Origin of the sequence: Alkalihalobacterium sp. APHAB7 (assembly GCF_048323755.1) — a bacterium.
Lineage (GTDB): Bacteria > Bacillota > Bacilli > Bacillales > Bacillaceae_F > Alkalihalobacterium.
Map to the genome: position 1 here is coordinate 155,488 of NZ_JBLWFS010000007.1, position 24,439 is coordinate 179,926.

The window sequence follows — 24,439 nt, forward strand, 5'->3', positions numbered from 1 at the left end:
ACAGTGTTAGTATTTAGTATTTAGGATTACAATGAAAGAAGTGATATTGTTGGATTACATTAGAATAACTAGTATTGAAGATCCTCTATTTAAAAAAATGCATAACTTAATGCAAGAAGTATTTCCACCAGAAGAAGTACTTGAATTTGAACTTTGGGAAGAACCTTTAAAGGATCCAGACATTCGCGTATTTGTAGCGGTTAATGAAGACGAGGTTGTAGGTGCAACTGAATATCGCTACTATGTAGATTGGAATATCGCAATGACAGACTTTACAATTATAGGTCAAGACGGGCGTGGAATTGGACCGTTCCTTGCTAACCACCGTTTAAAAGACTTGAAGCAGTTAGCCAACGAGAATGGAAAAGAGTTATACGGTATGTTTGCAGAAATTTATAACCCGAACGTTGTGGATCATTCCAGTACTCTAAAAGTGAAGTCAATGGACCCGCTTGTTCGAAGAGAAGTACTTTCACATTTAGGGTATCAACAACTTGATTTTAATTATGTACACCCTTCTTGGAAGAACGACGGTGAAGCAGTCAGTGGACTTGACTTAGGTTTTATGCCTTTTAATGAGGATTCGACTGAAGTAGAAGCGAATTTAGTAGTCAATTTCTTAACGACTTACTATGCAGTTCTTTCTAACAAACCGCAAGAATGGTTAACTATGATTGAGGTGTTAAAAGGGAGAGGTACAATTAAGCTTTTACCGTTATAAATAACAATACATCAAAGAGTCAGGATGACCAAAAGGGTCAACCTGACTCTTTGATGTATTGACAATTAGCATAAAAAATAAATGAAAAAATGGGCTGTATCGAGACTTTCGTGCGAACTGTTTGCATAAAAAAATTTGATTAGCTTGCCGAAATCTTGTGAATGACAGAGGTTCTGTTATTCACACCTAATTTATTAAAGATATTGGCTAGGTGAGTCTTAACAGTATTAATACTTAAGAACAGCCTATTAGCAATATCGTTATTACTGTAGCCTTTAGAAATAAGACCGATAATTTCAGCTTCTCTTTTAGACAGTCCAAACTCAATGGTTGCCCTTTCTATAGGATCTTCATTTTGTTTAGTTTCAGAATAAATATAGATAGTAAAATGTTGGTCCTTAATATCCCAAGTCTCGTGAGTGTTTATTCTAAATGAAAGTTCTCCGATAGTTAAATTTAGTCCATCTGTTAAATTAGAATTTATTCTTGCCAATACAGCTTCTTTTACTTTGGTGAGTGGGTTATTTTTGTCGGCATAGTTTAAATTAGGACAATATTTTATCGCAACTTCATTTTTATAAAGTATGGAGAAATTCTTATCTACGACTAAAACACCGATAGGAAGTTCACCCATAGAACGAGTTAACATCGACTTTGCATATTGTAATTGTTTAAATTCCAAATGTCGTTTTAAATTAATAGAAATGAATTTGGATACGCTTTCAAGAATCTGTATTTCATTAGAGGAGTAGTTACCAGAGCAAAGTGGCTTGTGAATCCCGATTAGGCCAATTATTTTACTTTCGCATTTTAAAGGTATAAATACAGTGTAGTACTCTTTATTTTTTCTTTGGAGATTTAGGTGATAGTCACTATTTTGAAAGGGTGTGTAAGATATTAAGTCTTCAATAGTAAGTATGTGTTTATTTTGAATTTTCTTTTTGTTTAAAAGCTCCATTTGATAATAATGCCTCTTGCTTGCCTCTAGTACTTTGCTATTTATATAAAATGTAGTTGTTGTTCTTTGAAAGGAGTTATTGTTAATAAACAAAGATAAGTTGTTATATCCAAGTACGTTTTTTATACCTTCTAATAGGATCTCGTAATATTCCTCATGATTTTCCTGGATTAAAGAAACAAACTTTAAAACTTTTTCGTAATCTTCCGTTTTTAGCAAAAAGCTCCCCTCCTAATAAAATATAAACTTTCTTTAAAAATTGAAAACAATTTTTTTGTTTTTATGTAAATTGATATTTAGTTTGAGAAAGGGTTAGTTAAACCTTATTATAATAAAGATCTGTAAAATGTCCACAATTTTTTGAATCTTGTTTAAATTTTAAATATTCAACTCTAATTCATCCTTATGGGTGATTTTTGAAAACTCAATAAGTGTTAGTATTCATTTATAAAGTTTTTTAAAAGGGAGGGCTTCAATTATGAACAATAATTATATTCAAGAAGAACATCGTATTTTTAGAAGCACGCTAAGAAAATTTTTAGAGAAAGAAGCCTACCCTCATTTTGAACAATGGGAGAAGGACAGAGAGATACCTCGTCAATTTTGGAAAAAAATGGGCGGTAATGGTTTTCTTTGTCCTTGGATCGATGAAAGTTACGGAGGCTTAAATGCGGACTTTGTGTATTCTGTCATATTGAATGAAGAGTTAGAGAAAGTAGGCCAAGGAGTATCTAGTGGAATTTGTTTACACAATGATATCGTAACCCCATATTTTTCAACGTACGGTAGTGAAGAACAGAAGCAGCGTTGGCTTCCTGGATGTATTACAGGAGACCTAATTACAGCGGTAGCAATGACAGAGCCTGGTGCAGGGTCTGATCTAGCAGGAATTCGAACAACAGCTGTAAGAGATGGCGATCATTATATCTTAAACGGCGGAAAAATATTTATAACGAATGGTCTTCATGCTGACTTAATCATCGTTGTCTGTAAAACAGATCCAAAAGCTAATCCAGCTTATAAAGGGATAAGTTTACTAGTAGTTGAGCGTGATACTCCTGGATTTTCACGAGGAAAAAAACTAGATAAGATCGGAATGCACAGTGGTGATACAGCTGAATTAATCTTTGAGGATGCGAAGGTTCCTGTAGCAAATCTATTAGGTGAAGAAGGAAAAGGCTTCTCCTATTTAATGACAAAATTACAACAGGAAAGGCTTGTTGTGGCTATCCAGTGTCAAACTGAAGCTGAAGAGATGTTAAAAATTACAATGGATTATGTGAAAAATAGAAGAGCTTTTGGAAAATCAATAAGCCAATTCCAAAATACACAATTTAAGATTGCTGAAATGGCAACAGAAATTGAGATAGGCAGAACATTTCTTGATGATTTAATTGTTCGACATATGGAAGGAGAAGACATCACTAAAAAAGTGTCCATGGCCAAATGGTGGATAAGTGAAATGGCAAAAAGAGTAGCAGCAGAATGCTTACAATTACATGGGGGATATGGATATATGGAGGAGTATGAAATCGCACGTCGATACAGAGATATACCAGTCGCTTCTATTTACGCAGGTACAACAGAAATCATGAAAACAATTATTGCTAAACAATTAGAGTTATAAAAAAACTATAAGGTAGAGGAGCGACTAAATGGGGCTTAGAGAAATGAAAACAGCTAAGAAAAAAGAAGATATCATTCGCTCTGCAGCAAAAATAGTTTCAAGAAAAGGATATCACGGCGCAACAATGGAAGACATTGCAGCAGAGTTATTGATGACAAAAGGAGCGTTATACTACTATTTTGACAATAAAGATGATCTAGTTTATCACTGTCATGATTTAATTTTATCTTCAGCGATAAAAACGTTAGAGGATTATTTAAGAAGCGATGTCTCTTCTATAGAGAAGTTCAAAAAAGCAGTTGAAGTTCATGTGGAGTTTGCAATCACAGAAAAAGAAACATTTAATATGATTATTAAACCACAGCAAACATTTACAGAAAAACGTCTCACTCCTATACTTGAAAAGCGACAAAAGTATGCGAACATTTTTGACGAGATCATTCAACAAGGAATAGATAGTGGTGAATTTAAAATTACTGAGGTAAAGATGGCGAGAATGATGATACTAGGGGCATTGAATTGGATTCAACAGTGGTATTTACCAGAAGGTAAGAAAAGCAAGAAGGAAATTGTAGATATATATTCGGACTACTTATTAAAACTACTTAAATAAAGTAGCAGTTACCTTAAGAATAAGTTTCATGAGTACTAGGTAATGGTACTTTTCACACTTTTGGGTGATGCTTACTAATTATTGTTCAGCTAATATTAGGTTTAGGTTCAGAAGGGGAACTTCCATCACTTATTTTCTGAATATTATATTATTTATATTGTTATAAAAGTTAAGCGCTTACAAAATATTCAAGGCTTGAAAGGGGAATTTACTCATGTTTATTGCAGAGCAATTAAAAGAGATGGTAGAACGTCAACCAAATGCGATCATTTCATCATACTTAGGAAGAGAAACTACTTATCAGCAATTTTATAAACAAGCAGAGAGACTTGCAGGGTATTTTAAGGAACTAGGATATGGTAAGGACGATATTGTTGCGCTAGTCCTACCTAACTCGGATTATTTTTTGACTTCGTATTATGCGTGTCAGATTGGAGGATTTGCAGTATTACCAATCAATACCAAACTGGCTCCAAGGGAAATCGAATATATCTTAAACCATTCAGAAGCTAAAGGAATTATATATGATCAACGATTTGAAGAGACTGTTCATGAAATTTTACCTAACTTACCAGCAATAAAAGGTATTCTTACAACAGGTTACGAAAACACATCAAATCGTTTAGAGGACATCATTAATGGACGAGATCGACAAGTCGGTGAGGTATCGCGAGAAGATGATGATACTTCTGTAATCTTTTACACATCTGGTACAACTGGCAGACCAAAAGGTGTAATGTTAACGAACAGAAATGTCCTATCTATTGCCCAAATCCATAAGGAATCGATGGAAATAACGAATAAGGACCGAATGCAAATTGTTGCCCCGCTTTTCCATTGTGCTGCAGCTCATGTGTTTTCAATACCAACGATATATGCTGGAGGAGCTGTTGTCATTGAAGAAGGGTTTTCTCCAGAACAAACGATAAAAACGATGGAGAAAGAAAACATTACGATATTCTTTGGTGTTCCAGCAATGTACAGTATTCTCTTAACAACACCGAGTTTACAAGAATCATCATTTCCAAATTTACGACTTCTCACTTATGGTGCAGCCCCTATGCCGTACGAATTAATTAAACGAGTAAAGGATATTTTTCCAAAGGTTCAAGTACAAAACATTTATGGACAAACGGAAAACTCTCCAGGTGCTACTACATTAAAAGATCAACATGCTTTAACTAAAGTAGGTTCAGTTGGTGAAGCATTACCACAATGTGAGGTTAGAGTTGTCGATGAAACAGGAGAAGATTTACCTGTTGGAAAAGTTGGTGAAATCATTGTAAAAGGTCCACATGTAATGAAGGGTTACCTAAAGAATGAAGCCGCAACTAGAGACACAATTAAAAATGGATGGCTTTATAGCGGGGATCTTGGTCGCTTAGATGAAGATGGATTGCTTTATATCGTAGATCGAAAGAAAGATATGATCATTCGCGGTGGTGAAAATATATACCCTGTCGAAATTGAGGAAGTTCTATATGAAATTCCTGAAATTTTAGAGGCAGCTATTATCGGAGTACCACATCAAGTTCTAGGTGAAGTTCCTAAAGCCTACGTAGCAACGAAAAAAGGTATGCAAATAGATGAAACTACCATTTTACAATATTGTCAAAATCGATTAGCTAAATATAAAGTGCCTCAAGAGATTGAATTTGTTGAAGAGCTTCCTAGAAATGCTAGTGGAAAAGTATTGAAAACAGAATTAAGAAGTTCCACAGAAGCAATTTAATTATAGGTTGCTAGTTTAATAAAAATGAAACGATGAAGTTGTAATTAAAAACATATGGGGGGTTTAAACATGAAAAAAATGAAAAGAATGAAAAAACTGATGAAACCAATCGTTGGTGCTGCAGTCGCAGCAACAATGGCATTAGGACTTGTTGCGTGTGGAGGAAGTAATGAAGGTGCATCGGCTCCGTCAGAAAGTAATGATGGTGGCGAAACCGAGGCTATTGAAGAAATGCGACTAAGAGCTTCTTCTGGAGTTACAGCTAAACACTTTTGGGATCGCGGGTTTTTCACACCTTTAATGGAACGAATTGATAGTGAAACAAATGGTGCAATTAGCTTTGAAGCATTTACTTCAGGAGAACTTGTTCCTTTAGGTACGGAATTTGATGCTCTTCGTCAAGGAACAATCGACATTGCGTTAACATTCATGGCACCTTATGATCCTCAACGTTTTCCATATTCAGAGGTTACAATGCTCCCATTGCTTGAATCAGATGCTGTAATTGCCTCGACAGCAATGCAAAATATGATGAAGAGCGATCGTGAATTAAAAGATGGCAAAACTTATTATGAGATAGAGTTTGCTGATAAAGGTTTAGTTGCTTTTGCTAATCCATTAACAGAGCCATATGTTTTAGGAACGACAAGACAAAAGATCGAAAGTGTATCTGATTTTTCAGAAGCGATTCGACTTAGAACAGCTTCGCGTGTACATGAGATCTTAGCTGATAATTTAGGCATCACAGCAATTTCAATGCCAATTACTGATGCTTATGATGCCTTAAGCCGAAACGCATTAGACGGATTTTTCTACAATATTCCAGACTGGAAAGCATTTGGTTTTGATGAATTAATTAAACATGCAGTAGAAGGAGCTAACTTTGGCCACTTTGTTGGTCATACTGCAATGACACAAGAAACTTGGGATAAATTACCTGTTGAAGTTCAAGAAAAATTTAAGGCAGCAGCAGATGAAATTATCTTTGATGGTGCAAGTTTAACGAGGGATGAAACTGAAGAGAATAGAGACTCTACAATGGAAAAAGGTGGAGAATTCACACACCTTAATGATCTCGATCCAGAATTAAGAGAGTTTATTAGTCAAGCTATCGTTGACACTTGGGTTGAATGGATTGAGAACTTAGAAGGTCAAGGTCATGCAGGTAAAGAAATGGCTCTTCTATGGAGAGATATGATCGTAGAAGCAGGTGGGGTTTTACCGCAAGAAATCATGGATATGGAGTAATTTTAAAGTGATAGGGAGCTGATTTTCAGCTCCCTATCATTAAAATTTAATATCAGTATTTATACGATGGTGAGGTGAAGGAATGGTCGAAAATATTGCAATTATTGTTGTTGTTATCGTGTTTTTATTTTTGCTACTAACAGGGCAATACATTAGTTCTCTACTTTTAACATCAGGAATTCTAGGTATTTATATTTTGGGAGGAATGCCCTTACTTAATGGATTTTTACAAAGCGAACCATACAATCGTACTGCAAGCTATGCTTTGACGACTATTCCTCTTTACATTTTAATGGCGCAGTTCATTATGCAAGCGGGAATTGTCAAAGATTTTTATAATCTCGTATTTAAGCTTTCAAAAGGGAAAACGAGTTTACTAGGTGTATTAACGGTATTTTTAGGAGGAATTCTAGGTGCTGTTTCTGGCTCCGGTACAGCAACAGCGGCATCGCTAGGTCAAGTTGCCGTTCCAGAGTTAAAAAGGAGAGGGTACCCAGACGGACTTGCTGGTGCATTAGCAGCTGCGTCTGGATCGCTTTCAGCGATTATACCTCCAAGCGTAATTTTAATTATTTACGGAGTAACAGTTCAGATTTCTATTGGTCAATTGTTTGTTGCAGCCTTTATTCCAGGTATCCTTATGATGGTGGTGTTTTCCGCAGTTACTATCGTCTATCTCAAGGTATACCAAGGCAAAATGGTGATGCCTGCACCAGAGGTTGATGATCATGACACGCCGATCAGTCGCTATATTATCATTTTAATAGCTGGAGCCTTAATCATACTTTCAATTTTTGGTGGAATTTATACAGGGAAGTTTACTCCAACAGAAGCAGGTGCAGTAGGTGCATTTATTAGTTTAATCGTAGCGCTAGTGTTAGGAAAAGTGAATAAAAATTTCATTGCAAGTTCTCTTATTGAGACAACAAAAGTTACAGTTATGGCGATGCTAATAGTGATTGGAGCTTCTCTATTTGGCCGATTTATTTCATTGTCACTTCTTCCGAGAAAAATTATTGAGATGCTTGGACCTTTAATGGATTATCCTGTTATATTACTAATGATTATCATGATAATCTACTTCTTCTTATTTATGTTTATTGAGGGAGTTGCAGTTATTTTAATGACGGTACCTGTTCTGTTGCCAATATTAACGGCAGCGAATATTGATCTAATTTGGTTTGGTATATTAGTATCTGTTATCTGTACGTTAGGCCTTATTACACCGCCTGTTGGAATAAGTGTTTATGCAGTAGGAGGCGTAACCAAAATCCCAATCGAGAAACTTTTCAGAACGTCATTAGTATTTGCGGTTGTTGCTGCTGTTGTAGTCGGTGGGTTATTGATTGCCTTCCCGCAATTAGCAACGTGGCTACCACAAACAATGAGGTGAAAATCTATACTTTACAATTAGAAAGTAGGTGATAGAGATGAACGGAACTTTTGATAAAATTATATATATTAACGAAAAATTAAAGTTAATCGGTGTATTTATAGGAGGTTTAGCAGCAGTATTCATGATGCTAATTATTGTTGCTGATGTATTTATGCGAAATATCTTTACTTCTCCCATTTCTGGTACCTATGAAATTGTACAGTACTTCTTAATGCCCTTGGCGATTTTTCCTGCACTAGCATATACGTATAGTTCAGGCGTCTTACCTAGGTTGGGTGAATTAGTTGAAAAAGCACCGAATGGTTTCAAAAAAGTATCGACTTGGATCATTATTATTATTGAGATTACTATTTTTACATTATTAACAATATATGGGTGGAAATTTGCAATGGCAGGTGTTGGTGATCAAATGGCTATTGCTGTCGGGGGGAAGTTAACACCCGTTTATCCAGTCTACTTTTTAATACCTATTGGTTTTGGGTTAATAGTAATAGAAGTACTTCTATCAGCTATCAAACCGCTAATTAAAAACAAGAGCACCACCTAGACAATATTTAAAATTTTGGTAGGATTTTTTCGGGGCGTTATAGAAATTAGTATATGGAATAAAGAGAATTATTTATATTTTTAATTACTTATTACATCGTTTGGAGGACATAATATGAACAATATTTACATTTTAGGTGGAGCACGAACAGCATTTACAGCTTTCGGAGGTTCTTTTCAATCTGTTAACGCTACTGAATTAGGAACAGTAACTGCGCAAGAGGCTTTAAAACGTGCAGAAGTGGAAGGTAAAGATATTGATCAAGTGGTTTTTGGAAATGTAATTCACAGTTCGACGAATGCGGCTTATTTAGCCCGCCATATTGCTTTGAAGGCAGATGTGCCAATTGAAACACCTGCATTAACAGTAAATCGTCTTTGTGGATCTGGTATGCAATCGGTCATTTCAGCTGCCCAAAGCATCCGTTTAGGTGAGTCTAACTTAGCCTTAGTTGGTGGAGCTGAAAATATGACAATGTCTCCTCACTCTAATTTTACAAGTCGCTTCTCAGGTGTAAAATACGGAAGCTTCCAGTTTGAAGATATGTTATTAAATACACTTACTGATCAGTATACTGGGATTGGTATGGGAATAACAGCTGAAAATCTAGCAGATAAATACGAGATTTCTAGAGAAGAACAAGATGAATTTGCTTTACTCAGCCAACAAAGAGCGACAGAAGCGATCCAATCGGGCATCTTTGCCGAAGAAATAACAGCTGTAGAAGTTCCTTCAAGAGGTGGAAGCAAACAAATCATAGAAGATGAGCATGTAAAAAAAGATATGACATATGAAAAGCTTGCATCATTAAAGCCATCTTTTAAAAAGGATGGTACGGTGACTGCCGGTAATGCAAGCGGAATTAATGACGGTGCAGCTTCTTTAATTTTATCGAGTGAGTCAGAAGTGAAAAAACGTAATCAAAAACCGTTAGCTAAAATAGTTTCCTGGGGAATAGCAGGCGTTGATCCAAGTATTATGGGGATTGGTCCAGTTCCAGCAATACAACAAGCACTACAACGTGCTGAACTGACTCTTGACCAAATGGATCGAATTGAAATAAATGAAGCTTTCGCAGCTCAATATTTAGCCGTTGAAAAAGAATTAGGACTTGATCGTAATAAAACAAATGTACACGGTGGAGCAATAGCACTCGGGCATCCAGTCGGTGCAAGTGGATCACGTATCGTATTGTCACTTGCTAATGAATTAAGAAGAAATGGTCTTAGATATGGGGTTGCCAGTCTTTGTATTGGCGGCGGCCAAGGTATTGCCGTTGTTATTGAAAATGAAAATGTATAAGTACAAAAAGACGTCTATTTAATAGGCGTCTTTTTTCATGTGATGTATAAATTTTACCCTATAACACAATCTAATTTAGTAAGTACAATAAACGTTATAAGAGAAAGGGTGTTTGAATTGGATCAATCACTGGCATATTTAAGAGAAGCACTATCTAATTACATAGAGGATCATCCAATTTGCCAAGGAGTTTACGATCGGTTAGAGAACAATAATTATTCAACTGAAGAAGAGTTTGTTGGTGGGTTAGCAGAAGAAGAAATGAAAGTACTTGATATCATTCTAAAGCAAGAGATTAAACATGCAGAAGAGGAACAAGATGAGGAACGTACCAAACAGCTAAATGAAGTATTTGAACAACTATTTTAATGTCCATTAAGGAGTTCATTTGTTAAGTATAAAGACAGAATGGAGAAAATATGGAAAATAAAAACACGACTCAAAAAGATCAAATGAATGGTAAGAAAAGAAACAATGAACAAATGGAATTAAGTTCAACCGGATTTGGTTTTGTACCAAAGGCAAGTAATACTACAAGAGAAAATAAACAAAGATCAAATGATGGGGAAGATTAGAGGAAAAAAAAAGAGGTGGATTTGGTGGGAATCGAACCCACTAAATGCTCAGTTATTCCGTATGGAATGACTAGCCGCTCTACCATTGAGCTACAAATCCATTTCTGACCCTTTAACTATATCTTGTGCTTTGTTTTCATTTATATACACAAAAAATTAATAAAGATGAAGCATAGATGTTGCTTTGACAATGAAAAATAAACCTAAGTTTAATAAGGAGTGATTTCTTTTGAGTAAGCAGCATAACCATGAAGACCATAGCCATCAGCATAGTATTGCATGTGGTCATACGAAAATTAGACATGCTGACCATATTGATTATGTTCATAATGGACATTTGCATCATGAAAAAGAAGGAAACTGGGTTGAATGTGCAATTCCTGTAAGTGAAGAAAATCCAGAAGAATGCAAACCGATTTCATGTGGCTGCAATCATGAAGAAGATTGTGGACATGAACTTGTACCACATGGTGATCATTTTGATTATTTAGTTAATGGTCGTCTCCATCATGTTCATGGCGATCATTGTGATGATCACGGACCAGTTGAACTTGTACATGTGCAATAATGTTTAGTTATTAATGGTGTAAAATATGTCTAGAAAGGCATGGGAAAAGAGACGAGGTTTTAATTCGTCTCTTTTTTATGCAGATTTTCTTATTGGATGGATATAGAAAAGTTACAATGATTTTGAATTTTAAACGTCCTTCGTGTCCTAGATAAGGTATTATAATCTATAGGAATGTATTTATAAAAGGCTGTTTTTGTAAACTTTGTTGCTATTGGACCGTTTTTTGAATATAAATCAGCCCTAATGGATAAATTCATTTATCCATCTGGCTGATTTATATTCAAAAGCTTCACGAAAGCGTGAAGAACCAAGCTTTCGATTGGTTAACGGTCCAATAGCTAAAAGCAACATTCTTTTAGAAAAGAGCCTTATAAAAAGAAACTAGCCTAAGTTCGCTATATGTGGTAGATTACTAAATTATGGTTACGTCTAATACTGGAGGAATGAAAATGAATGTTCTTATATTAGGTGCAGGTGCTGTAGGTGGCTATTTTGGTGGGCGTCTAGTAGAAAGTGGCGTCGATGTTACTTTTTTAGTTAGAGAAAAACGACAAGAGCAACTAAAACAACAGGGGCTTGTTATTAAAAGTATTCATGGAGATCTTCAACTTGAACCTAAAACGTTAGTGTCTGGTGAAGAAGATAAATCATTTGATGTTATTATATTTGCAACGAAAGCACAACATTTAGAAGAAGCCATAAAGTCTCTTGGACCTTATGTAGGACCTTCCACGACTATAATTCCATTGTTAAACGGGATTAATCACATATATCGGTTGCAAGAGGTGTTTGGAAATGACAAGGTGTTAGGTGGCTTCTGCTTTATTGAAACTACTCTAAACGAATTGGGACATGTCATACAAACGAGTAATAGTCATCAACTAATATTTGGAGAACTTAATGGACAAAGAAGTTCTCGTATCGAAATGTTACAACAGGTTTTTAGTCAAACAAAAGCATCATTTAAAGTCAGCGCAAACATCCATCAGGATATGTGGCATAAATATTTATTTATCACTGCTTTATCGGGAATTACTACACTAATGCGTTCATCCATTGGTCCTATTCTTGAGGTAGAAGGCGGAGAAGAATTAACTCTTCAGTTATTTAATGAAGTAGCTTCTATAATGAGAGCTGCTAATGCACCAATAGCAGACGATATTGTTGAAAAACAAATGAATATTATGAAAAAACAAGATTACACGATGAAGGCATCAATGTTGAGAGATATTGAGAAGGGGATAACAATAGAAGCAGATCACCTTCAAGGATATATCCTCACATTGGCTGAGCAATTTCATATAGACGTACCGTTACTTCATATCATTTATCATCATCTAAAAGTATATGAAGTCAATATAAATAATAACTAGCTGTGTATTTAGAAAGTTGGTAGAATTAAGCAGTTTGCTGTAGTTAAAGAGGAGTAACAGAATGGAAAACTTATTTATTAAGAACCGTCATGAATTTATACGATTTATTAACTACATAAAAGATTTGATCTTTGTAATGGAAGTGCACGGCCCCTCAGAATTTCGCTATTCGATTTTAAATGAAGCTGCGGAAGAGGAATTAAAATTTAATGATGAGATTATTGGTAAAACCGTAGAGGATGTTATGCAAGACAAGGCACAGCATTTAATCGGAAAATATCAAGAAGCGCTGACGAGAAGAGAACAGGTTACCTTTGAATTCAGTGATGATCACGATCATTTTGGAGAATCAATTCTAAGTCCTATCATGAATGATAAAAATGAAGTCTCGCATATTATTTCTATTACACGAGATATTACTCAACGAAAATTAGCCGAAAAAAGGCTTATAGAAAGTGAAGAAAAATATCGTTTAATTGCTGAAAACTCGACAGATTTAATTCAATTAGTTGAATTGAATGGAAAGATTTCTTATGCATCTCCTTCTCATAAAAAAGTACTTGGCATTATTGCCGAAGAACTATTACAACAATCCTTAGATACATATATTGCAGATGGAGATGAGGTTAGCAAGGTACAACGAGCAATATCACAAGTGATAGCTAATAAAAAGCATGAAAGTATTGAAGTTTCTGTGGTATCAAAGCTAGAAAAAAAATTGGCGCTCGCCTTAGACATTATTCCGATCTTGGAAAAAGATGAAATTCAAAAAATATTAATCGTTGGAGAAAATATAACAGAAAGAAAACAATTTGAAGAAAAAATTAAAAAGATGGCGTATTATGACTCTTTGACTAAACTTCCGAATAGAGATTTGTTTCAATACAAATTTCAACATGCTATCGAGGTTGCGGAAAAAAATGGTCATATGGTTGCATTATTGTTTATTGATGGAGACCATTTTAAAATAATTAATGACACGTATGGTCATGAGGTTGGAGATGAATTCTTAAAAGAAATTGCAAGTCGTTTAGAAAGTAGTGTTAGAAATATTGACATAGTCGCTCGAATAGGTGGAGATGAATTTAATATATTATTAACGGAACTAAGCGAGAGAAAAGATGTAGAGAAAATTATTGAGCGTATCTATAATCATTTAAGCAGTCCTTGGAAGTATGGAGACCAAGTGATTACTATGAGTATAAGTGTAGGAGTTGCAATCTATCCAACGAATGGTGCCACGCTCCGTGTGCTAGGGAAAAAAGCAGATAATGCCTTGTATAGGGCAAAAAAACAGGGAAGAAATCGATATGAGTTTTATTAAGTAATGGAATGTTAATGGTGAGTGAGAATTATCCGCATACTTAATTCAAAATCATATAAAAAGGTACATTCCTCATAGGTTGTTTATCTTGCTTTTGGACTGTAAGCCAAGCTGATGTTTGGTAAAATAGTTTATAAAAAAGAAGGCGAGCTCTCTTTTAGCTCGCCTTCTTCATATATTTCTTATCGTTACTTAAAATTCGCCGCGATTATATCTCTGTGTTGTCTTTGATACCCCTAAATAATGAAAGCCCTACCTCTCTTTCATCATTACGGCTCCGAGGCCGTGCCATTTAAATAAGGCTAACGAAGTTTCCTAAAAGACGCCAAGATGATTTTTTCTTTTATATATATGTTTTTTAATGTTATGGTTGAAGAATAAAATCAAAACTTTAAGTGTTTTATAAGTAATTAAATCATTATACTATGAATAGATAATAAAAGCAAATCCTTGTATCAGAGACTATACTGTTTAGTGTAAAACTTGGAAAAAGCTCAGTATAATATAATTGTAAATAGCATTTCCGCACCAATCATTAATAGAGCAAATAACTTTAAAAAAGGCTGTGATAAGAGTGAATAAGCGGTTAGAAGATCTTGCAAATTGGGTTAAGGAAAATAATTATACATATGCTTTTATACAATCTAAGTATAATGTTTTTTACTTGTCTAATTTTAGAAGTGAACCACATGAAAGATTATTAGGTTTAGTGATTTTCCCTGAAAGTGAGCCTTTTCTCATTTGTCCAAATATGGAGAGAGAATCAGTGAAAGCCTCAGGATGGAAGGGAGAAATAGTCGGATATAACGACTCTGACAATGTATGGGAGGTATTTCAAAAGGCCGTTAAACAAAGAGTTTCAGAAGTAGAAACGATTGCGATTGAAAAAGAGGTTTTATCTTATGGTCGAAGTGAGCAGTTACTATCGTTATTTCCAGAAGCAAAGTTTGTTTCAGCAGATCAGAAATTACGAACACTTCGTATGATAAAAGATGAGATGGAAATCTCAATTTTACGTGAAGCTGCGAAACTAGCGGATTTCGGAGTTGAAGTCGGTGTTCATGAGATCAGTAAAGGAAAAAACGAAATGGAAATCATTGCAAGCATAGAATACGAATTAAAGAAAAAAGGGATCCGTGAAATGTCTTTTTCAACGATGGTATTATCAGGTGCGAAATCGGCAGAGCCACATGGACATCCAGGTTTAAAGGAAATTGCCTCAGGTGACTTTGTCTTATTTGACTTGGGGGTTATTTACGAAGGGTACTGTTCCGATATTACACGTACCGTTGCTTATCAAACGGTTACTGATCAACAAAAATTTATTTATGAAACAGTGTTACAAGCCCAAAACTTATCTCTTTCTATTAGTAACCCAGGAACGAGGATCGGCGATATCGACACAATTGCTCGTGATTATATAAATGATGCAGGGTATGGTGATTATTTTACCCATAGAATTGGTCATGGGTTAGGGATTGAAGTTCACGAATTTCCCTCAATGAACGAAAATAACGGTGATTATTTGTATTCCGGAATGGTCTATACGATAGAGCCAGGTATCTATGTTCCTCAAATAGGTGGGGTTCGTATTGAAGATGATGTACTAATAACAGAAGAGGGTTCAGAATGTTTAACAGCTTTTCCGAAGAACTTGCAAATTATAAAATAATAAAAAACATCTAGCTACCTTGACTGGGTAGCTAGATGTTCCAAAGAGAATTATCCTGTAAAACTTTTCTCAATGGCACTATCCCAATCAGGATAATAATGCAGTGCAGATCTCATTAGTTGTGGATTTGATTTCTTAATCGATTTCTTGCTTAAATTGGCACCGTTAGTATTAAGTTGTTGGATTTCAAGTAAGACTTCTTCGGGACTCATGTTTACTTCCATGACCAAACCTCCTACTTAAGAATACTAATAGGATTGCCTATATTAAGGAACGTAAACATAATTTTCATATTTTTTACGCTTAAATAAATTTACTTTCTTTTTTGAAATGAAATTAGGTTTTCTAGTTCCGGTGCTATACAACATAATCATCACCATAGTCTTGTGTAACAGGGTGTCAGTGGCTAAACGATAAGTGATTTTCAGTACTTCGAGAAAATCATTTTAATTTTCCGATTACACTATTTTTTAGTTTCCTTTTGTTGCTATTCCTGTTATAATAAACTTACTTATTGTTGTTCGGATAAGATTGAAGGAAGAAAAGTCTTAAATAAGTATTTTCGCCTTGAATGAATTTGAAGAGCAAAAATAGTAATACAATGTGGCATATCGCCATATAGGAGGAACAAGATTATGGTACAAGGTACAGTTAAATGGTTTAACGCAGAAAAAGGTTTCGGTTTCATTGAAGTAGAAGGACAAGACGATGTATTCGTACACTTCTCTGCTATTCAAGGCGATGGTTTCAAAACTTTAGAAGAAGGTCAAACTGTTTCTTTTGAAATCGAGCAAGGTCAACGTGGACCTCAAGCTGCTAACGTTCAAAAGTAATATGTTTAACAAAGAAGACTCTGGTCCCCAGGGTCTTTTTTTATTTTTGTAGAAAGTAAACGAAGGTTAGATTTTATGATGTAAATATAAAAACATTAGTCATCAATCGAGCTAAAGTTATAGTTTTTTTACAAATATATAAAACTGAATATTCTTAAAATACAAAGAGGAAAATAGACTATCAGTAGAGTAATAAGTACTAAACAAAAAATTGTTAGAGAATGATGATGGAAATTGCTCCTGTGAAAATCTGACTACTATGAATAGAAGCAATCAAAAAAATACTCAAAAGCACGGATCCTTTATTACTTTAAACCGTTATATTACCATAGGTATATAGTACAGTTGTCTATTTGAGAGAGACAAAAAATAAAAGATTAAATTAACAAAATATAAATTTTTTTACAATAAAATTAAAAAACCCCTTGATTAACTAAGTGGTATTATAGTAAATTTATTGTATATATTTTCAGAAATTTCAACATATTACAAATAATTTGTACATACTGAAAAAACAAAAAACTATTTTAATATGTTGAGTATACGTAAAAGGTAGAATTTAGCAAGGTTCATACAAAGAGATTTTCCTTCATTTAGAGAGAAATAGATAGAAAAGAGGTGCATGGAAATGTCTTCAGAAGTAGTTTTAGAGCTAGATCGATTACAAACGCACTTTTTTACAGATGCAGGTGAGATACCTGCTGTTGATGATGTGAGTATAAAGATACATAAAGGGGAAGTAGTAGGGATTGTTGGTGAATCGGGTTGTGGAAAGAGTGTGACTTCACTTTCTGTTATGAAACTAGTTCCAAACCCACCAGGGAAAATTGTTGGTGGAAAAATTCTATTTAAAGATGAGGACCTAGTAAAGGCAACACATAGAAGAATGCGAAAAATCCGTGGAAACGAAATCGCGATGATTTTTCAGGAGCCGATGACTTCTCTAAATCCATTATTTACGATTGGTGACCAATTAATGGAGGCTATTCGCAATCATAATAAACTTAGCAAGAAAAAGGCAAGGGAAAAAGCGATAGATATGTTAAAGGTTGTTGGTATTCCAAGGGCAGATGAAATTGTTGATGAATACCCTCATCAACTGTCAGGAGGAATGAGGCAGCGGGTCATGATTGCCATGGCGATGTCCTGTGATCCAGAGGTGCTAATAGCGGATGAACCGACTACTGCTTTAGATGTAACTATACAAGCCCAAATATTAGATTTAATGCGGAAGCTGAACAAAGAGCATGGTACTGCGATTATGATGATCACTCATGATCTAGGTGTAGTTGCAGAGATTTGTGACAGAGTAGTTGTGATGTATTCTGGGAAAGTCGTTGAAGAAGGGGATGTGAGAACTATTTTAAAACAACCTCAACATCCATATACAAAAGGGCTGATACGTTCTCTACCAAAGATACATCAAAAAGAAGAACGTTTGTATTCAATTCCTGGTACTGTACCAAAACCGGGTTCTGTTAAACGAGGCTGCCGCTTTGCTCCAAGATGCGAGAGTTCGTTTAGCCGCTGTTACGAAGAAGATCCGGAACTACTATCACTTCGCGAGGGACACCAATGTCGTTGTTTCCTTTATGAAGAAGAAGGGGGAGAGAACGTTGGCTAAAAAACCCTTATTAGAAGTAAAAGGATTAAAGAAGTACTTCGATATAAAAGGCGGCGTTTTAGGTAGAAAAGTAGGCGAAGTAAAAGCTGTTGATGATGTTTCTTTCACTGTACACGAAGGTGAAATTTTAGGGATTGTTGGTGAGAGTGGTTGTGGAAAATCAACGACTGGGAAAGCAATTCTTCGTTTGATTGAACCGACAGAAGGTGAAGTCCTTTTCGATGGTCAAGATATCACCAAACTTAGTGACGAAGAGATGCGTAAGTTGCGAAGAGATTTGCAGATTATTTTCCAAGATCCTTATGCATCCTTAAACCCCAGACATACGATTGAAAAAATTATTAGTGAACCTCTACTTATACATGGAATTGGGGATGAAAAATCTAGAAAACAAAAAGTGAAAGAGTTACTAGAGGTTGTTGGGTTAAATGCCTTTCATGCTGCTCGTTATCCTCATCAATTTAGTGGAGGACAAAGGCAAAGAATCGGGATTGCTAGAGCTCTAGCTGTTAATCCACGCCTAGTCATTTGTGATGAACCAGTTTCTGCACTAGATGTGTCTGTTCAGTCACAAATACTCAATCTAATGGAAGATTTAAAGAAAGAATTTCAATTGACCTACTTATTTATTGCACACGATCTCAGTGTCGTTAAGCATATAAGTGATCGGGTCGGTGTGATGTATTTAGGAAGAATGGTAGAGCTTACTGGAAAAGATGAATTATATGATAATCCAAAACATCCGTACACCAAAGCTTTACTTTCTGCTGTTCCGGTCCCTGATCCAGATGAGAAAAGTGAACGGGTGATTTTAGAAGGTGATGTTCCGAGTCCTTCTAATCCACCGTCAGGTTGTGCTTTTCACACACGTTGTCCTGAATGTATGGATGTTTGCAAAACGGAACGCCCATCATTTAGAGCTGTTGCTGATAATCATTTTGTGGCTTGCCATCTTTACGACGAAAGTTTGTCTGAAGTTGCAATTACCACAGAAAAATAATAAAGAACAACCAATTAAAAAGGGGGAAAAAAAATGAAAAAGAAAAGTATGCTATTTATGCTAATCCTTTTGTTGAGTTTAGCAACATTCTTAGCTGCCTGTTCGAGCAATGAGACTCAAGCTCCTAATGAGTCTGAAGGCGATGATCAAGAAGCTACTGAAGAAGCACCAGCTGGTGATCAAGTTTTAATCTTTGCACGTGGTGGGGACTCTGTAAGTTTAGACTATGCTAGTGTAACTGATGGAGAGTCTTCTCGTGTAACAAAGCAAATCTATGAAACTTTACTAGAGTTTGACGCTGATTCTTTTGAAGTAGGGCCTGGTTTAGCAACGGAATGGAGCGTTGAAAATGATGGGTTACTTTACACATTTAAACTACGTGAAGGAGTTAAATTCCATGACGGTACAGACTTTAATGCCGAAGCAGTAAAATTAAACTTCGAGCGTTGGGCTGATAAATCTCATGAGTATAACTTTGCTGATGAGGGTTACACGTACAGCGTTTACGGTACTCAATTTGGTGGATTTAAAGGTGATGAAGGTCACGTAATTGAGGAGATTAATGTACTTGGCGATCACGAGATTGAGTTTGTTTTAAACAAACCATTAGGTTCGTTCATTCAAAATATGGGGATGAGCTACTTTGCGATAACATCTCCAGCAGCATTTGAAGAGCATGGCAGTACAATTAACGAAAATCCTGTAGGAACTGGTCCATTTAAGTTTGTAAGTTGGACTCGTGACGACAGTATTGTTCTAGAGAAGAATGAAGATTATTGGATGGAAGGTTATCCAAAATTAGATCGTGTTATTTTTAGAGTTATTCCTGACAACTCAGCACGTTTAACAGCACTTCGCGCAGGTGAAGTCGATATTATGGATGGGTTAAACCCTGATGATGTAGTAACGATTGAAGGTGACGCTGAACTCCAAGTATTTGAACGTGCAACAAATAACATTGGTTACTTAGGTTTCCATGTGGAGAAAGAGCCATTTAACAATAAGTTAGTACGTCAAGCGATTAACCATGCCATTAATAAAGAAGATTTAATTTTCGCTTTATATGGTGGTATGGCTCAACCAGCTAAAAACGCAGTACCTCCTGGATACTTAGGTTATAATGACCAAATCCAAGCGTACGAGTTTAATCTTGACCGTGCGAAAGAACTCCTTGCAGAAGCTGGTTACCCAGATGGGTTTGAATTTGATTTATGGACGATGCCAGTAGCAAGACCGTATATGCCAGATCCACAGCGTGCAGCTGAAGCAATTCAAGCTGAACTAGCAAAGATCAACGTAAAGGCAAACATCGTTACTCATGAGTGGGCAACGTACCTAGAGAAAACAGAAGCTGGAGAGCAAGATATGTTTATGTTAGGTTGGTCAGGAGTTAACGGTGACCCAGATTACTTCTTGTCTAACTTATTAAGCAGCCACGCTATTCCAGGTGGTAACCGAACATTCTATGCAAATGAGGAAGTAACTAGTTTATTAGATCAAGCAAAAACAACATATGATGAAGATGTTCGTGCTGACCTTTACATGAAAGCACAAGTTCTAATTCATGAAGATGCACCAATGGTACCTTTAGTTCACTCGGTTCCAACATTAGCAGGTGGAGCAAACGTGAAAAACTATGTGCCACACCCATCTACAAGTGAAGCACTCACATCAGTAGAGTTATCTAACTAATGAGAAGAGGCTGACTCATAAGTGTTGGCTCCTCGTTTTAACTTTAGATCTAGAGTTGTTGCAGAACGGCAATTTTAGATCTAGGGGTGAGGTGTCTAACGCTTGCATTTGAGTCAGCCCTACTTTTACCTTTAATTAAATTAAGTTCAATAAATGAATACATAGAGAGAAGAGTAATGAAAGAATAGAGGTGAAATTCATGTTAGCTTATACAACAAGAAGATTATTAATGTTAATTCCAGTACTTCTAGGAATGTCAATTGTTACATTTTCAATTATCCATCTAATTCCGGGTAACCCAGCTCAAGTCATATTAGGTGAACAAGCTACGCCTCAAGCCATTGCAGATCTTGAAGAACGCCTTGGATTAAATGAACCATACATGCTTCAATACGGTTATTATATGAAGGACCTAGTACAAGGGGATTTAGGAACTTCGTTACGAACAAAAAAACCTATAGCTGAAGAGATTTGGCCATATTTAGCTGCCACGATAGAATTAACGGTCTTTGCGATGATTTTTGCAATTATTATCGGTGTAAATGCAGGGATTATTAGTGCGTGGAAGCAAAACTCATGGTTTGATTATTTAGCTATGTTAATCGCTCTTATCGGGGTATCGATGCCCATTTTCTGGCTAGCATTGATGGAACAATGGATATTTGCACAAGAACTTAGGTGGTTGCCAGCTACAGGGCGGGATAATGCAAGGGACCCGATACAGGCTATAACGCATTTATATGTCCTTGATACAATAATCGGCGGGCAATGGGATAAAACGTGGACTGCAATTAAACATTTAATATTACCTGGAATTGCACTTGGAACGATTCCGATGGCAATCATTGCTCGAATGACGCGTTCAAGTATGCTAGAAGTTTTACGTTCAGACTATATTCGCACAGTAAACGCGAAGGGATCAAATACATTTTTTGTTATATATAAGCATGCACTAAAAAATGCGATGATCCCTGTATTAACTGTTGTCGGTCTTCAAACAGGAACGCTTTTAGGTGGAGCGATATTAACAGAGACGATATTCGGATGGCCAGGAGTAGGACGCTATATCTATGAAGCGATTGGCAATCGTGATTATCCGGTCATTCAATCTGGAATTCTAGTCGTAGCTACTATGTTTGTCATGATTAATTTAATTGTCGATTTGCTATATTCTTACATTGATCCAAGAATTAAATATTGATAGGAGGGGAGACTGAAATGGAACAGTTTCGTACAGAACAAGTAAACATACCACCGAATTCAAATCCTAATCCAAATCAAGAGGAACACGTAGAGGCTATATCACCTTGGCGTGATGCGATGAGGCAATTATTAAAGAATAAATCAGCTGTTATCGGTATGATTATCATTCTATTTTTTCTTATCATTGCTCTGATTGCACCACTCATTTCTGGGTATGCATTTGATGAAACGAACCCACAGAACCGACTTCAATCCCCTTCTGCAGAGCATTGGTTTGGTACAGATGATTTAGGCAGAGATATTTTTAGTCGAATTGCTCATGGGGCCAGAATTTCCTTATGGGTTGGATTTTTTGCTGTATCCGGTGCACTTGTAATAGGTACAACGTTAGGTATTATTGCGGGATATTATGGTCGTTGGATTGATATGTTGATCTCGCGTATTTTCGATATAATGCTTGCATTCCCGAGTATATTATTAGCAATTGCAATCGTTGCTATTCTTGGACCTTCTTTACAAAATGCACTCATTGCGATTGCTATTATCAATATTCCAATATTTGGGCGTCTTGTTCGATCTAAAGTTATTAGTTTACGTGAAGAAGAATATATTATGGCAGCTAAGGCTCAAGGAATGAAAAATGGCAGGATCTTAATTCATCATATCTTACCGAATAGTTTGGCGCCAATTATTGTCCAAGCGACGTTAGGATTTGGTACAGCTATCCTAGAAGCGGCAGCTCTTGGTTTCTTGGGGTTAGGGGCACAAGCGCCGACACCAGAGTGGGGGAAGATGTTATCTGATTCGCGGCAGTTTATCCAAACCGCACCATGGACAGTACTTTTTCCCGGATTTTCGATCATGTTAGTTGTATTAGGGTTTAATATGATTGGTGACGGACTTCGGGATGCGTTAGATCCAAAAATGAAAAACTAACAAGAAAAGGGTGACTTTATGCGTCATCCTTTTTTTAGTGTACTCCGATAGATAAAAAACGACTCAATACTCTAACTAGTCCATGAATTTCTTATTGTACATATTTTGCAGTAGTTTTAACCAACGTAAGAGTATTAAAGATGACGTAGCAGGAGGTTGATATGAAGAAAGTTTTTTTAAGTGTTTTGTTAGTGTTCGTTGTTTTTATAGCAGGTTATACTCTTTATGGTCTATTTAAACCGGTACCTATGGGACTATCTTACGAAGGTGATATGCATCGAGTGACGAATGTAGAGTTTTTATATGATTTAACGTTCGAACACGACGGTGAGATTGTACAAGAAAGACAAATTGTTGAACGAGTGAAGAGCATGATAAAGGAAGCTGAAGAGTTTATTGTGTTTGATATGTTCTTATTCAATGATAAGTATGACGGAGATAAAGACTATCCTGAAATTACAGATGAGATAACTTTGTTGTCAGTGGGAATATTATTGATGATTTTCTAGCTTCTGAACAAGCTGTGGCAACCCTGATATCCCCTTGTTCTACTACAAATTCATCATAAGTTGGGAGCTGTTTATCTAGGGGATGTAATTCATGTTGGAATGTTTAACCTTTCTGAAAGTAAGGTTGTTTCCAGTTTGATTTCTTCAGCAAATAGAGGCGTCAAAGTAAACTTAATTCTTTACCCGAATGAGGAAATTTTCGGAAATGAGAACATCGGAACCTCAAATCGTCCAGTAGCTGCTGATATTGAAGAGTATGGAAATGAGAACATTCAAATAAGATGGTATAACACACACGATGAGCAGTACCATTCTAAATTGATATTAATCGAACGCCAAGTGAGTAGTACGATAATCGGTGGTTCTGCGAATTTTACTCGAAGAAACTTGAATGATTTTAACTTAGATACGAGCTTAAGAATTGTGGCCCCGAAAGAAAATGAGATAATGACCGTAGTCTCCAATTATTTTTCTACATTATGGAATAACAAAAATGGGACATTTACAGTAGATTCAAATGAATATTTAAATGATTTTCCATATTATAAGCGGTTATTATTCAGGATTCAGAAAAAAACAGGACTCACTACCTTTTAGTAAAAAAAACAGTTATGAGAAGACAGGGGGATTTAACACTGCATAAAGCCGACGAAGGAAATTACAAGGTGGAACTGTAAGGGAAATGTCCTTCATAAAGCAGATGAAGGACATTATAAGGTGGAACTGCAAGGGAAGTGTCCTTCATAAAGCAGACGAAGGACATTACAGAATAGCAATATAAGGGAAATGGTCTTCATATGGATGATATAGGGGCTGTTTAATTCAATAAGCGCAATACACATCAAAAAGGTTGGAGTAAATTTATGGAACCAACCTTTTTTGTGTGCCAATCAAATTATTAATTATGTTGCTAATAAAATTGTTGTTTAAATTGTGATGTAAAATATTTCTTAGTGCTATTGCTAGCAATTAACACATTTTTT

24 protein-coding genes and 1 tRNA gene are annotated in these 24,439 nt (G+C 35.8%); 22 read left to right on the forward strand and 3 right to left on the reverse strand.

The features are described 5' to 3' along the window. Nucleotides 1-49 precede the first annotated feature (49 nt). Nucleotides 50-721: a GNAT family N-acetyltransferase gene (locus ACNSTQ_RS09750; protein ID WP_418199649.1), complete on the forward strand. Its 672-nt coding sequence runs from the start codon at nt 50-52 to the stop codon at nt 719-721. Nucleotides 722-860: 139 nt separating this feature from the next. Here the strand turns inward: ACNSTQ_RS09750 and ACNSTQ_RS09755 are convergent, their stop codons facing one another. Beyond that, nucleotides 861-1,898, reverse strand: a complete 1,038-nt coding sequence (locus ACNSTQ_RS09755) for a LuxR C-terminal-related transcriptional regulator (RefSeq protein WP_418199650.1) — start codon at nt 1,896-1,898, stop codon at nt 861-863. A 259-nt stretch (nt 1,899-2,157) separates the two neighbouring features. Between ACNSTQ_RS09755 and ACNSTQ_RS09760 the strand changes: the two genes are divergently transcribed. From ACNSTQ_RS09760 to ACNSTQ_RS09800, 9 genes are all read left to right on the forward strand, one after another. Further along, nucleotides 2,158-3,306 carry an acyl-CoA dehydrogenase family protein gene (locus ACNSTQ_RS09760; RefSeq protein WP_418199651.1) on the forward strand — a complete coding sequence of 383 codons (1,149 nt, stop codon included), beginning with the start codon at nt 2,158-2,160 and terminating at the stop codon, nt 3,304-3,306. 28 nt (nt 3,307-3,334) lie between these two features. Then, a complete protein-coding gene (locus ACNSTQ_RS09765) occupies nt 3,335-3,919 on the forward strand; it encodes a TetR family transcriptional regulator (protein WP_418199652.1) in 585 nt (194 codons plus the stop codon). A gap of 214 nt (nt 3,920-4,133) precedes the next feature. Next, nucleotides 4,134-5,651 carry a class I adenylate-forming enzyme family protein gene (locus tag ACNSTQ_RS09770; protein ID WP_418199653.1) on the forward strand — a complete coding sequence of 506 codons (1,518 nt, stop codon included), beginning with the start codon at nt 4,134-4,136 and terminating at the stop codon, nt 5,649-5,651. A 69-nt stretch (nt 5,652-5,720) separates the two neighbouring features. Beyond that, complete coding sequence (dctP, locus tag ACNSTQ_RS09775; protein ID WP_418199654.1) at nt 5,721-6,899, forward strand: TRAP transporter substrate-binding protein DctP; 1,179 nt, start codon at nt 5,721-5,723, stop codon at nt 6,897-6,899. 82 nt (nt 6,900-6,981) lie between these two features. Further along, entirely contained in the window at nt 6,982-8,292 is a 1,311-nt protein-coding gene (locus ACNSTQ_RS09780) for a TRAP transporter large permease (protein WP_418199655.1), read from the forward strand. Nucleotides 8,293-8,329: 37 nt separating this feature from the next. Beyond that, the gene (locus tag ACNSTQ_RS09785) at nt 8,330-8,842 is read left to right on the forward strand and encodes a TRAP transporter small permease (RefSeq protein ID WP_418199656.1); all 513 of its coding nucleotides are present in this window, start codon (nt 8,330-8,332) and stop codon (nt 8,840-8,842) included. A gap of 114 nt (nt 8,843-8,956) precedes the next feature. Continuing rightward, a complete protein-coding gene (locus tag ACNSTQ_RS09790; protein ID WP_418199657.1) occupies nt 8,957-10,144 on the forward strand; it encodes a thiolase family protein in 1,188 nt (395 codons plus the stop codon). A 108-nt stretch (nt 10,145-10,252) separates the two neighbouring features. Beyond that, nucleotides 10,253-10,513: a sporulation protein gene (locus ACNSTQ_RS09795; RefSeq protein WP_418199658.1), complete on the forward strand. Its 261-nt coding sequence runs from the start codon at nt 10,253-10,255 to the stop codon at nt 10,511-10,513. 50 nt (nt 10,514-10,563) lie between these two features. Beyond that, nucleotides 10,564-10,719 carry a hypothetical protein gene (locus tag ACNSTQ_RS09800; RefSeq protein ID WP_418199659.1) on the forward strand — a complete coding sequence of 52 codons (156 nt, stop codon included), beginning with the start codon at nt 10,564-10,566 and terminating at the stop codon, nt 10,717-10,719. 16 nt (nt 10,720-10,735) lie between these two features. Here ACNSTQ_RS09800 and ACNSTQ_RS09805 read toward each other — a convergent pair. After that, nucleotides 10,736-10,819: transfer RNA gene (locus tag ACNSTQ_RS09805), tRNA-OTHER, on the reverse strand. Between the two features lie 129 nt (nt 10,820-10,948). On the opposite strand from ACNSTQ_RS09805, the gene ACNSTQ_RS09810 reads away from it, so the two are divergent. The 4 genes from ACNSTQ_RS09810 (at nt 10,949) to ACNSTQ_RS09825 (ending at nt 15,659) form a co-directional block, all read left to right on the forward strand. Then, nucleotides 10,949-11,287 (forward strand): hypothetical protein, encoded by a 339-nt coding sequence (locus ACNSTQ_RS09810; protein WP_418199660.1) that lies wholly within the window; start codon nt 10,949-10,951, stop codon nt 11,285-11,287. Nucleotides 11,288-11,739: 452 nt separating this feature from the next. Then, nucleotides 11,740-12,663: a 2-dehydropantoate 2-reductase gene (gene panE / locus ACNSTQ_RS09815; RefSeq protein ID WP_418199661.1), complete on the forward strand. Its 924-nt coding sequence runs from the start codon at nt 11,740-11,742 to the stop codon at nt 12,661-12,663. A 61-nt stretch (nt 12,664-12,724) separates the two neighbouring features. Further along, on the forward strand, nt 12,725-13,987 hold the full coding sequence (locus tag ACNSTQ_RS09820) for a diguanylate cyclase domain-containing protein (protein WP_418199662.1): 1,263 nt from the start codon (nt 12,725-12,727) through the stop codon (nt 13,985-13,987). 574 nt (nt 13,988-14,561) lie between these two features. After that, complete coding sequence (locus tag ACNSTQ_RS09825) at nt 14,562-15,659, forward strand: M24 family metallopeptidase (RefSeq protein ID WP_418199663.1); 1,098 nt, start codon at nt 14,562-14,564, stop codon at nt 15,657-15,659. Between the two features lie 50 nt (nt 15,660-15,709). On the opposite strand, the gene ACNSTQ_RS09830 is transcribed toward ACNSTQ_RS09825, so the two are convergent. Next, the gene (locus ACNSTQ_RS09830; RefSeq protein WP_418199664.1) at nt 15,710-15,883 is read right to left on the reverse strand and encodes a hypothetical protein; all 174 of its coding nucleotides are present in this window, start codon (nt 15,881-15,883) and stop codon (nt 15,710-15,712) included. A gap of 411 nt (nt 15,884-16,294) precedes the next feature. On the opposite strand from ACNSTQ_RS09830, the gene ACNSTQ_RS09835 reads away from it, so the two are divergent. From ACNSTQ_RS09835 to ACNSTQ_RS09870, 8 genes are all read left to right on the forward strand, one after another. Further along, complete coding sequence (locus ACNSTQ_RS09835; protein ID WP_075384919.1) at nt 16,295-16,492, forward strand: cold-shock protein; 198 nt, start codon at nt 16,295-16,297, stop codon at nt 16,490-16,492. Nucleotides 16,493-17,120: 628 nt separating this feature from the next. Further along, complete coding sequence (locus ACNSTQ_RS09840) at nt 17,121-18,116, forward strand: ABC transporter ATP-binding protein (RefSeq protein ID WP_418199665.1); 996 nt, start codon at nt 17,121-17,123, stop codon at nt 18,114-18,116. Beyond that, nucleotides 18,109-19,116: an ABC transporter ATP-binding protein gene (locus ACNSTQ_RS09845; RefSeq protein WP_418199666.1), complete on the forward strand. Its 1,008-nt coding sequence runs from the start codon at nt 18,109-18,111 to the stop codon at nt 19,114-19,116. Before ACNSTQ_RS09840 ends, ACNSTQ_RS09845 begins: the two co-directional genes overlap by 8 nt. Nucleotides 19,117-19,149: 33 nt before the next feature. Then, nucleotides 19,150-20,808, forward strand: a complete 1,659-nt coding sequence (locus ACNSTQ_RS09850) for an ABC transporter substrate-binding protein (RefSeq protein WP_418199667.1) — start codon at nt 19,150-19,152, stop codon at nt 20,806-20,808. 199 nt (nt 20,809-21,007) lie between these two features. After that, nucleotides 21,008-22,009, forward strand: coding sequence for an ABC transporter permease (locus ACNSTQ_RS09855; protein ID WP_418199668.1), 1,002 nt, complete (start codon nt 21,008-21,010; stop codon nt 22,007-22,009). Between the two features lie 17 nt (nt 22,010-22,026). Further along, nucleotides 22,027-22,947, forward strand: a complete 921-nt coding sequence (gene nikC / locus ACNSTQ_RS09860; RefSeq protein ID WP_418199669.1) for a nickel transporter permease — start codon at nt 22,027-22,029, stop codon at nt 22,945-22,947. 161 nt (nt 22,948-23,108) lie between these two features. After that, nucleotides 23,109-23,456 (forward strand): hypothetical protein, encoded by a 348-nt coding sequence (locus tag ACNSTQ_RS09865; RefSeq protein ID WP_418199670.1) that lies wholly within the window; start codon nt 23,109-23,111, stop codon nt 23,454-23,456. A gap of 99 nt (nt 23,457-23,555) precedes the next feature. Then, nucleotides 23,556-24,053 carry a phospholipase D-like domain-containing protein gene (locus tag ACNSTQ_RS09870; RefSeq protein WP_418199671.1) on the forward strand — a complete coding sequence of 166 codons (498 nt, stop codon included), beginning with the start codon at nt 23,556-23,558 and terminating at the stop codon, nt 24,051-24,053. Nucleotides 24,054-24,439 lie beyond the last annotated feature (386 nt).